General features: G+C 35.0%; 4 protein-coding genes. 3 read left to right on the top strand and 1 reads right to left on the bottom strand.

Annotation, left to right across the window (positions count from 1 at the left end; genetic code table 11):
- The first annotated feature begins 65 nt into the window (after window positions 1-65).
- A complete protein-coding gene (rpoC, locus tag ACVC43_RS07280; RefSeq protein WP_452223845.1) occupies window positions 66-4,367 on the top strand; it encodes a DNA-directed RNA polymerase subunit beta' in 4,302 nt (1,433 codons plus the stop codon).
- A 137-nt stretch (window positions 4,368-4,504) separates the two neighbouring features.
- Window positions 4,505-4,825: a DUF3467 domain-containing protein gene (locus ACVC43_RS07275; RefSeq protein ID WP_452223844.1), complete on the top strand. Its 321-nt coding sequence runs from the start codon at window positions 4,505-4,507 to the stop codon at window positions 4,823-4,825.
- 213 nt (window positions 4,826-5,038) lie between these two features.
- On the opposite strand, the gene ACVC43_RS07270 is transcribed toward ACVC43_RS07275, so the two are convergent.
- Window positions 5,039-6,628, bottom strand: a complete 1,590-nt coding sequence (locus ACVC43_RS07270) for a peptide chain release factor 3 (RefSeq protein ID WP_452223843.1) — start codon at window positions 6,626-6,628, stop codon at window positions 5,039-5,041.
- 588 nt (window positions 6,629-7,216) lie between these two features.
- On the opposite strand from ACVC43_RS07270, the gene ACVC43_RS07265 reads away from it, so the two are divergent.
- Window positions 7,217-12,321, top strand: a 5,105-nt coding sequence (locus ACVC43_RS07265; protein WP_452223842.1) for a hypothetical protein, incomplete at its 3' end; no start/stop codon positions are given.

Below are 12,321 nucleotides of genomic sequence, written 5' to 3'. Positions count from 1 at the left end.
TCGCAGTATCCAGTTAACAATGTTGGTTAACTGAGTACTGAGACTGAGACTGAATACTAAGAAAAATGGCAAGAAAGCAAGATAAGAATACAGTACAGAGATTTAATAAAATCTCAATTGGTTTAGCATCACCAGAGTCTATTTTAGCAGAGTCAAGAGGTGAAGTTTTAAAGCCAGAAACTATTAATTATCGTACACATAAACCAGAAAGAGATGGTTTATTCTGTGAGCGTATTTTTGGTCCCGTAAAAGACTACGAATGTGCTTGTGGAAAATATAAAAGAATTCGCTACAAGGGTATTGTTTGTGACCGTTGTGGTGTAGAAGTAACAGAAAAGAAAGTACGTCGTGACAGAGTAGGACACATTAATTTGGTGGTGCCTGTAGCTCATATTTGGTATTTCCGTTCGTTACCAAACAAAATAGGATATTTATTAGGTTTACCATCTAAGAAATTAGATATGATTATTTACTACGAAAGATATGTAGTAATACAACCTGGTAATGCTAAAAATGCAGAAGGAGAACCATTACAAAAAATGGACTTTTTAACTGAAGAAGAATATCTAAATATTTTAGAAACGCTTCCGCAGGATAATAACTATTTAGAAGATTCAGACCCTAATAAGTTTATTGCGAAAATGGGAGCTGAGTGTCTTATAGATTTATTAGCACGTATAGATTTAGATGCTTTATCTTTTGAATTACGTCATAAAGCAAATACCGAAACGTCTAAACAGCGTAAAACCGAAGCGTTAAAACGTCTTCAGGTTGTAGAAGCTTTACGTGAGTCTAATAATAACAGAGAAAATCGTCCGGAATGGATGATTATGAAAGTTGTGCCAATTATTCCGCCAGAATTAAGACCATTAGTGCCTTTAGATGGTGGACGTTTTGCAACTTCAGATTTAAATGATTTATACCGTCGTGTCATCATTCGTAACAACCGTCTTAAGAGACTTGTAGAGATTAAAGCTCCAGAAGTTATCTTACGTAACGAAAAGCGTATGTTACAGGAATCGGTAGATTCATTGTTTGATAATACACGTAAATCATCTGCAGTAAAAACAGATTCTAACAGACCGCTAAAATCGTTATCAGACTCGCTTAAAGGTAAGCAAGGACGTTTCCGTCAAAACTTACTTGGTAAGCGTGTAGATTATTCAGCACGTTCTGTAATTGTTGTAGGACCAGAATTAAAATTATTTGAATGTGGTCTTCCTAAAAATATGGCAGCAGAACTTTACAAGCCATTTATCATTCGTAAATTAATTGAAAGAGGAATTGTAAAAACTGTAAAATCTGCAAAGAAAATAATAGACAAAAAAGAGCCAGTGGTTTGGGATATTTTGGAAAATGTTCTTAAAGGACATCCAGTACTACTAAACCGTGCTCCTACGCTTCACCGATTAGGTATTCAGGCATTCCAGCCAAAACTTATTGAAGGTAAAGCAATACAATTACACCCATTAGTTTGTACAGCCTTTAACGCCGATTTTGATGGTGACCAAATGGCAGTACATTTACCGTTAGGACCAGAAGCTATTTTAGAAGCGCAATTATTAATGTTAGCGTCGCATAATATCTTAAATCCTGCAAACGGTTCACCAGTAACTGTACCTTCTCAGGATATGGTACTTGGTTTATATTATATGACCAAATTACGTACATCGACTCCAGAAGTTCCAGTACAAGGTGAAGGTTTAACATTCTACTCTGCCGAAGAAGTAACCATTGCTTACAATGAGAAGCGTGTAGATTTAAACGCTCAAATTAAAGTGCGTACAATCGACTTTAATGAAGCAGGAGAATTAGTTCCACAAATTATAGAAACTACAACAGGTAGAGTACTTTTTAATGAAAAAGTACCAGCTGCTGCAGGTTATATTAACGAAGTTTTAACCAAGAAATCTTTAAGAGATATTATTGGTGAAATTTTAAAAGTAACAAGCGTACCAGAAACGGCTGCTTTCTTAGATGAAATTAAAACGTTAGGATACTTATTCGCCTTTAGAGGTGGACTTTCATTTAGTTTAGGAGATATTATTATCCCACCAGAGAAGCAATCTATGATTGATGCTGCCAACAAAAAAGTTGATGGTATTACTGGTAACTATAATATGGGACTTATAACCAATAACGAACGTTACAATCAGGTTATTGATATCTGGACCTCTACAAATGCTGAATTGACCGAATTGTCAATGAAGCGTATTCGTGAGGACCAGCAAGGATTCAACTCCGTGTATATGATGCTTGATTCTGGAGCACGTGGATCTAAAGAACAGATTCGCCAGCTTACAGGTATGCGTGGATTAATGGCCAAACCTAAAAAATCGAATGCAGGTGGTGGAGAAATTATTGAAAATCCTATTCTTTCTAACTTTAAGGAAGGGCTTTCAATTTTAGAATACTTTATCTCTACTCACGGTGCGCGTAAAGGTCTTGCCGATACCGCTCTTAAAACTGCCGATGCAGGTTACTTAACACGTCGTTTAGTAGATGTCTCTCAAGATGTTATTGTAAACAGTGTGGATTGTGGAACATTAAGAGGTGTAGAAGTTACAGCATTAAAGAAAAATGATGAAGTTGTTGAGAAGTTACAAGCCAGAATTGTTGGGCGTGTAGCACTTAACGATGTATATAACCCACTAACTGAGGAGTTGTTAGTAGAATCTGGACAACTAATTGATGATGTCATTGCAGCGAAAATTCAAAATTCGCCTGTAGATGCAGTAGAAGTTCGTTCACCATTAAGTTGTGAGGCTAAAAAAGGAATCTGTGCACAATGCTACGGAAGAAACTTAGCAACAAACAAAATGGTACAACGAGGAGAAGCAGTTGGTGTTGTTGCAGCACAATCTATTGGAGAACCTGGTACACAGTTAACACTTCGTACATTCCACGTAGGAGGTATTGCAGGAAACATTTCTGAAGAGAACAAGTTAGTTGTTAAGTTTGATGGTATTGCAGAAATAGAAGAATTAAAGACTGTTAAAGGCACGGATGGTGACGGTAAAGATGCAGACATTGTAATCTCACGTACTTCCGAGTTAAAATTAGTTGATAAGAAAACTGGTATTACCTTAAGTACAAATAATATTCCTTACGGTTCAACTATATTCGTTAAGAATGGAGATAAACTTAAAGCGGGAGATGTAGTTTGTTCTTGGGATCCATATAACGGTGTTATTATTTCAGAATTTGCTGGAAAAGTTAGATATGAAAATATCGAACAGGGAGTTACTTATCAAGTAGAAATTGATGAGCAAACAGGTTTCCAGGAAAAAGTGATTTCAGAATCAAGAAACAAAAAATTAATACCAACGCTTATTGTTGAGGATGGTAAAGGCGAAGCTATTCGTTCTTACAACTTACCTGTAGGTGCGCATATTATGATTGACGATGGAGAGAAAGTTAAGATTGGAAAAGTCTTGGTTAAAATCCCTCGTAAATCTGCCAAAGCAGGTGATATTACAGGAGGTTTACCACGTGTAACAGAGTTATTTGAAGCTCGTAACCCTTCTAATCCAGCGGTGGTTAGTGCAATTGACGGTGTGGTTTCTTTTGGTAAAATTAAAAGAGGTAATCGTGAGATTATTGTGGAGTCTAAATTAGGCGATATTAAGAAATACTTAGTGAAATTATCGAATCAGATTCTTGTACAAGAAAACGATTTTGTTAAAGCGGGTATGCCATTGTCTGATGGTTCTATAACACCAAACGATATCTTAAACATTAAAGGTCCTGCAGCTGTACAACAATACTTGGTGAACGAAGTTCAAGAAGTATACCGTTTACAAGGTGTAAAAATTAACGATAAGCATTTTGAAGTTGTTGTAAGACAAATGATGCGTAAGGTGAGAATTATAGACTCTGGAGATACTATCTTCTTAGAGGATCAATTAGCTCATAAAGCTGATTTTATCGAAGAAAACGACGCTATTTTTGGCAAAAAAGTAGTAGAAAATGCTGGAGATTCTACAAACTTAAAAGAAGGACAGATAATAACTGCTTTCGAATTAAGAGATGAGAATTCTTTATTACGTCGTGAAGATAAAGCGCTTGTAGAAGCAAGAGATGCACAACCAGCAACTGCAACTCCAATACTTCAGGGTATTACAAGAGCATCGTTACAAACTAAATCGTTTATTTCTGCGGCATCGTTCCAGGAAACAACAAAAGTTTTAAACGAAGCAGCAGTAGCAGGAAAGGTAGATTCTTTAGAAGGTTTAAAAGAAAATGTAATTGTAGGACACAGAATTCCAGCAGGAACAGGAATGCGTGCTTACGAAAACATTATTGTAGGATCTAAAGAAGAATTCGACCAGATGATGAAAGCTAAACAAGAAGTGAACTACAATTAATAGTAAGATTGTACCAACGCAGGTTGGAATCGCTTTAAAATAAGTTAAAAGTCCTGCTATTATTAGTAGGACTTTTTTATTTAATTAATGAATAAATAAATCAGTTTTCGTATTTAAGAAAACATAAAAGAATAGTAATGGCAGATAATAAAGATAATAAACCAAAACAAGGACAAATAAATATTGAGTTAGACGAAAAAGTAGCAGAAGGGATCTATTCTAATCTGGCTATAATCAATCATTCAGTTTCAGAATTTGTAGTTGATTTTGTTAGTATTATGCCTGGAACACCAAAAAGTAAAGTTAAATCCAGAATAATTTTAACACCGCAACATGCTAAGCGTTTGTTAAAAGCATTAAACGAAAATGTGCAACGTTTTGAAAAAGCACATGGAGAAATAAAAGATTACGACCAACCACCAATTCCATTAAATTTTGGTCCAACCGGTCAGGCATAAAAAAAACCTCTGAAATCTTTTCAGAGGTTTTTTTTATAACACCAACAATAATAACTTTTTTTTATAGTAAAATTAAAATCTATAATTTTTTATAATAGCTGTTGGAGAATTCGGTTTCAGAAACATGCTTTAATTCAATAAATAAATATTTTGCTACTATAATTACAGTGCGTATAGATAAATATGCTTAAAATGCCTTTAAATAGTTTTTTTTCACCTAAACTCTGAAACATAATGAAATTTTACGGTCGGATATTTCTGTTGTGTCATCTGTAAGGAAAAAGAAGAGTCTGCTAAAAATACCAATTGACCACGTTTATCTTTTGCCAAAAATCGCTGTTTCACTCTTTTAAAATCTTTAAATTCTGCATTTTTAGGATCTTCAGGGTCAACCCAGCAAGCTTTGTAAACATTTAGAGGTTCATAAGTACATTTTGCACCATACTCATGTTCTAATCTGTATTGTATTACTTCATACTGAAGAGCTCCAACTGTCCCAATAACCTTCCGTCCATTGAGTTCAAGTGTAAATAGTTGAGCCACACCTTCATCCATTAGTTGATCAATGCCTTTGTTTAGTTGCTTAGATTTTAAAGGATCAGCATTATTAATATATCTAAAATGTTCTGGAGAAAAGCTTGGTACACCCTTGTAATTTAATACCTCTCCTTCTGTTAAAGTATCTCCAATCTTAAAGGTTCCAGTATCTTGTAAACCTACAATATCACCAGGATATGAGATGTCAACAATTTCTTTCTTTTCGGCAAAAAACGCATTTGGACTAGAAAATTTAACTTTCTTATCGTGTCTAACATGAAGATAAGGTGTGTTTCTCTTAAATTCACCAGAAACAATTTTTATAAATGCTAATCGGTTTCTGTGATTAGGATCCATGTTGGCATGAATTTTAAACACAAAGCCAGTAAATTTATCCTCATCTGGTTTTACAAGACGTTCTTCGCTTTGTTTTGGTCTTGGTTTTGGTGCAATTTCAACAAAACAATCTAACAATTCTCGTACTCCAAAACTATTTAATGCAGAGCCAAAAAAGACTGGTTGTAAATTACCACTTAAATAATCTTCATTATTAAATTGAGGATAAATACCCTCAACTAATTCAATTTCCTCACGTAGGGTATTTGCTGCTTTTTCACCTATTAATTTAGTAAGTTCTTCAGAATTTAAGTCTGAAATTTCAATGGTTTCTTCAATGTTTTTTCTGCTGTCTCCGCTAAATAGGTTGATGTTTTTCTCCCATATATTATAGATGCCTTTAAAATCGTAACCCATGCCAATTGGAAAACTTAAAGGTGTTACCTTAAGCCCAAGTTTTTGTTCAATTTCATCTAATAACTCGAATGCATCTTTACCTTCTCTATCCATTTTATTAATAAAAACAATCATTGGTATATTACGCATTCGACACACTTCAACAAGTTTTTCTGTTTGTTCCTCAACACCTTTGGCAACATCAATTACTACAATAACACTATCGACTGCAGTTAGGGTTCTAAAAGTGTCTTCGGCAAAATCTTTATGTCCTGGAGTATCGAGAATATTAATTTTAATACCATCATATTCAAAAGCAAGAACAGAAGTGGCAACAGATATTCCACGTTGGCGTTCAATTTCCATAAAATCGCTGGTTGCACCTTTTTTTATTTTGTTACTTTTTACAGCACCAGCTTCTTGTATCGCACCACCAAATAATAGTAATTTTTCGGTTAATGTAGTTTTACCAGCATCTGGGTGAGAGATAATACCAAAGGTTCTTCTTCTTTTTATTTCTTCAAGAAATTTCATAATATTAATTTGTGCAAATATACTTTTAATGTAAATATAGTTTGTGTGAATCTGTTGCAAAAATTATATTTTTCATAAATTGAGATTTCACTTTTTTTGTAAGATAAATATATCGTTAAGAAGTAATTATATATATTTGCTTCTGGATATAAGGTGTTTTCTGTATTTTTTGAAAGAAAAATCAATCAAAAGAACAAAAAAATTACTTTTAGTCGATAAAAAAACACTTTTAATCGTTATTTTTGTTTTATATTTTCTTTAACATAACATATTCGTGTTAAATGAGATAAATTTGAATAAAATTTGCGTGCATTTAAACGAATAAAATGTACAGATAACGTAAAAGTTAAATCTTTTTGTAGTATTGTCTTTACTTTAGGTAGTACTATATATTGATTTACCGCTTAAAACCAATAACCAAGTAATTAGTATATGATAAAAATTACTTTTAAATTCTTATTAGCCACAAGTCAAAAAATCAAATTCCTCTCAACTTTGAAATGTCCTACCTATGCCAGTTTTTTAGCTGGTTTGCTCAATTATAGCTATTATCCTAAAAATATAAAATTCAATTTTATTCATTCTAATATGAAAAATTCTACCCTATCCAATAAAAATTGGTCAAGCATTTTGTTTCTAATTTTTGCTTTACTTTTTGCAATACCGAATGTTTTTGCAGATGGTACTAAACAAGTAATGCCAAATCAAACAAATGGTACAGCGCTTTACATTGTTACAGATCCTTTACCAGGATCACCAGCAACAGGACCTTATTTAGGAGGAACAGAGTCGCAGCGAATTTATTTCACTATTGCAGATGCTACACAGGAAAATTTGTATTTTGGTGTTCAGGCAAGAGTGCGAAATGCATTTGCCGGAGGCAATAACAATTTATCAACTAATTTCTATTACCAAATATTTGACGCGGCAGGAAATCCTCAAACGGCGCCTATATTATTTACCAATACGAATGGTTCTGCGGGTTTTATTAATACTTATAGTCAAGCTGTTAATGGTCCAAATATTGGTGGTGTAACTAATGGATACTCACCAATTACATTTGACCCATCAGCAAACGGAGATTATTATATAGCACTTTATGGAAGTAACGATGGAGGTGCTACAGCAGCAACAAACGATCAAACGTTTCCTTACGATCCTAACGATTTAAATGGATATCATTTTTTGCCATATTTTGATTTAACAGTAGGAAATGTGTCTGATGCAGCCGATCCTGTTAAAGAAGGTAGAATATGGTCAAGAAAATGGAGTTTCATTACATATAGAGTAGAAGATGCAGATAGTAACGCAGGAACACCAAATGTGCCTAACCCTAATAGTGCTGCCTCTTTTGAAGGTAATTTTTTCGCATATACAGATGACCAAGTAATACTTGAAGTAGATTTTACTCAAGGCTTTAGACCATTTGGTTATCAATTAGCAATGAATAAATACGGTGTTGTTAACGATGATAATGCAGCAAATAATTTTTTAACAACTCGAGCATCACAAACTTACGGCACTGGTACAGCACCAGCATTAAGAAATGGATATCAGGTATTCATAGCTTCACCAGATCAAAATGTGTTTATTCCAAGTGCAGAACCAAACCCTTCACTTGTTGGAGGAAGTTTAAATGGATGCCCAGGAAGTTATACAATCCCAGTAAATTTAGTATTACCTCAAGACACGGCAATAGTTTTAGATCTTAATGGTACTGTAGGTTATCAGGCAGGTACAGAAGATGTTTTAATAGAAACCTATGAAAATCTTTCAGGTTTAAATGAGTTTCCTTGGAACGGTCTTGATGGGTTAGGTAATCCAGTAAGTTCTTCGTCTGTTTCTGTTATAATTACTTCTTTTATAGGAAGAACTAATATACCAATGGATGATGCCGAATTAAACATAAATGGTCTAAGCATTGTTGGTATAGCGCCAAATACAGATAATAGATTACTAAGATGGGATGATAGAGAAATCGTAACAACAGGTACTGTTTGTAATGCTTCAAATTTACCCAACAACATAACAACAGCGAGTGCAACTTTTAATCGTGCTGGTTTATTGTCTGGTATTGTTGGTCCAGCTCACGCCTGGAGTTCAAGTAATCCAGACGATACTGTGCCGGCCGTTAGCAATGGTGGTAATAATACAGATACCTTAACTTGTAACGATTTTGGTAATACACGTATTATTAATACGTGGACCTACGGAGCAACAAAAGAGGTGACAGCAAACATGACGTTACCAAGTTGTGCAGATGATGCAGATGGAGATGGGGTTAATGATAATGTTGATTTAGATAATGATAACGATGGAATTTTAGACAGTGATGAAGGTAGCTGTCCAACTACCTTTAATACAGATTGGCAAGGTGAAACAGTTAATCAAGCACCATCAACATACACAACAACAGCAGGTGGTATAACAGCAACTTATAATTTTGGAGGAACAGGTTTAAGAGCTAATTTTCCAAGCGTTAGTGGTAATGCAGGTGATAATAGAAATTTATATGACGATGCCGATCCTGATGGTAATGGTGGCGGAGATGGAGATGTGGTTCAAGTGGCATCAGCCGACGGAGCAGTATATAACATTAATACAGGTAACAATGCTCAAACAACTAATATTAGTTTTAGCTCACCAGTTAGTAACTTGCGTTTCTCTATAGGAGATTTAGATATTGCAGATTTCGTTACTATTACTGCTCAAAATGATGCAGGTTCAACAATTATCCCATTATACGTAACTGAAACTGGTACTCCCTCATATAATATTTATGCTGCAGGTGCAGCTAATAATCCAACACCAGGAATAAAAAGCGTTGTTGGTAATGGTAATAATGTAAATAATACCAGTTCAACACTTCATATCCGTTTCGATAATCAAACTGTTACAAGTGTTAGTATTACTTCAGGTTTTCTGGATAATGATGGATTCTATGATGTCCCAGATACAAATACTACTCCTGGAGATGCCCAAAGTGCTGCGTATATTTTAATCGGAGATTTATTTTTCTGTAGTCCTTTAGATACAGATAATGATAATATTCCAGATTATTTAGATACAGATAGTGATAATGATGGATGTTCTGATGCTTATGAAGTTGGAGCTACTACAGATTTAACTCCTAATTTTCAATTTAGTGATCTCTCTGGAGATGCAGATGGTCTGTCACCAAGTGTAGACCCAGATGGAGATGGTGTTCCAAATTACACAGCCACTTTAGGTCAGGTAACTGATGGAGTCAGTGCATGTCCTGCTGTAGACCCGTGTGATGCTGCTGCATCTGGAAACCCTGATAATGATGGTGATAACGTTTCAGATGAGTGTGATCTTGATGATGACAATGATGGAATTTTAGATACAGTAGAATGTCCTAATTTAAATTTAACAAGAGATTTAATCATTTCTACTGCGCAGTCGGGTGCCTTAGAAGTGGTTGAAGGTGGAGCCTCGGGAACACCTTACGTTACAGATGCTGGGCCTAATGGTGATGAGGAAGGTTTACGTTACATAGATCAAGCAGCAAATCCAACGTTTTATAGGTTAAATACGCAAGGTGGAGACTATTTATATCTTGATGGTAATAATTTGAATTTCAGAATATATCTTGAAGATGCAGGTGAAGATTATTTTGGAGGAACTACAGATATTCGTATCGGTAGCGGAGCCACACAATTAACTTTAGATTTAACACAAGATCCTTTTGGTCAAACCGTACCTACAGTGATAGGAGATTACACAATTACTGTGCCTCTAACTGCAGCAAATTTTGGGGTTACTCAAGCTCAGTTTGATTCAGTTTTATCAGCTTTAGATTATGTTGATATTAGAGGAGAGTTCTGGTTGGGCCCTACAGGAACTTTGGAAAGCGAATTAATACCGCTTCAGGCTGACCCTTGTGATTTTGATGGTGATGGTATTCCTAATCAGTTTGATACAGATAGTGATAATGATGGTTGTTTTGATGCTCTTGAAGGTGGCGATAATATCTTACTGGCAAACATTCTCCCTAATGGACAATTAGATGGAACTGTAGATACTACAACAGGTGTGCCTAATAATGTAGATGTAAATGACGGTCAACCAGTTGGAACATCTGCCGATGCTAATGCATTTGATACTTTTAATCAATGTGATTCAGATGGTGATGGAGTTATAGATGCAAATGATGCATGTCCAGGTTTTGATGATAATATTAATACAGATGGAGATGCCTATCCAGATGGTTGTGATGATGATGACGATAATGATGGTATTACCGATGCAGATGAAGGGCTTGTAATTACAAACACCACACCAACCTGTGGTTCTCAAACAACATTAAATTTCAATAATGCATATACTGAAGAACCAGGTGGAGATGGAGACATAAATACTTTTTTATTAAATGAAACATTTAGATTCCCTAATGTAGCGACTAATGTTGATGCTTTAGTAACAATTACAGAATTAAATGGAACTACAGTTCCAGTATTGGATGATAATAATTCAAATCCAAACTCTTTTCAACCAAGATCTGCTTTTAATTTAGCAAATATAGGAGATAGAGCTTATACAGAGTATCGTTTTGATTTCGTTACTTCTGGCGGAACAGTTGGAGTAAATGATGTTGTTATCCCACAATTTTTTGCTAATTTTAATGATGTAGATGGAAACACTTCTTATGGTGAACAAAATTGGTCTCAATACACAGAAAATTATACAGTAGAAGATCCTACTGAATTAACAATTACAAATGAAGGTGATTTTATTGTTGGTACTTCTGGAACAACTGAATATCCAGGTGTTACAAATAATTTTCCACAAGTAAATTATGCTACACAGCATGTAAATCAATCTTCATATACTCTAAGATTAGGTGTAGTAGCAAGAGTTGCTGGAGCTTCAGCAAGTGGAAGACAGCATAACGTCCAATTCGATTGTGCTACTAATTTTACAAATCCTTCTACTATTACAACTGTAGATAGTGATAACGATGGAATTCCTAATCATTTAGATACAGATAGTGATAATGATGGTTGTTTTGATGCTTTAGAAGGAAATGGTGGAATCACATTCGCTCAAGTTGATGGAAATGGAATGATAATAGGTACTGTTAACGCAAACGGTATTCCTAATGCAGCAAACAGTGGAAATGGTCAAGACGACGTTAGTTCTACAAATGCTAACGTATCTGGTGCTGCTTGTACTCCAATTGCTCAAGATGATGAGGACTTAGATAATGCTATTGGATCTATAGTAACTTTAGATGTTACTGCAGATAATGGTAATGGCGCAGATAGTGATGCTAATGGTACAATTGATCCTGCAACAGTTACCATTACGACTACAGGAGCTACAGATGAAAATGGCGATGGAGATAACGATACTTTAATAGTTGTTAATGAAGGAACTTGGACTTTAGATGAATCTGGGAATTTAACATTTACTCCTTTAGGAACATTTACAGGTAACCCAACACCAATAACTTATACAGTTGAAGATAACGATGGTAATGTATCTAATGAAGCTACGGTAACGATTACTTACCAACAACCACCAGTAACGCAAGACGATGATATTACAGGCTTACCAACGAACACACCAGCGGTAGTTGATCCATTTGCAGACAATGGCAATGGTATCGATCAAGATCCAGATGGAACGATAGATGTAAGCACAGTAAACATTGTAACACCAGGCGCAAC

This window comes from Lacinutrix chionoecetis (assembly GCF_053604665.1).
The sequence above is the reverse complement of the archived record's forward strand: the minus strand, read 5'-3'. Positions and strand labels throughout refer to the sequence as shown.

Excerpts from the sequence above, each read along its gene's own strand:
- rpoC (WP_452223845.1), top strand. The coding sequence starts at position 66 with ATGGCAAGAAAGCAAGATAAGAATACAGTACAGAGATTTAATAAAATC.
- ACVC43_RS07275 (WP_452223844.1), top strand. The coding sequence starts at position 4,505 with ATGGCAGATAATAAAGATAATAAACCAAAACAAGGACAAATAAATATT.
- ACVC43_RS07270 (WP_452223843.1), bottom strand. The coding sequence starts at position 6,628 with ATGAAATTTCTTGAAGAAATAAAAAGAAGAAGAACCTTTGGTATTATC.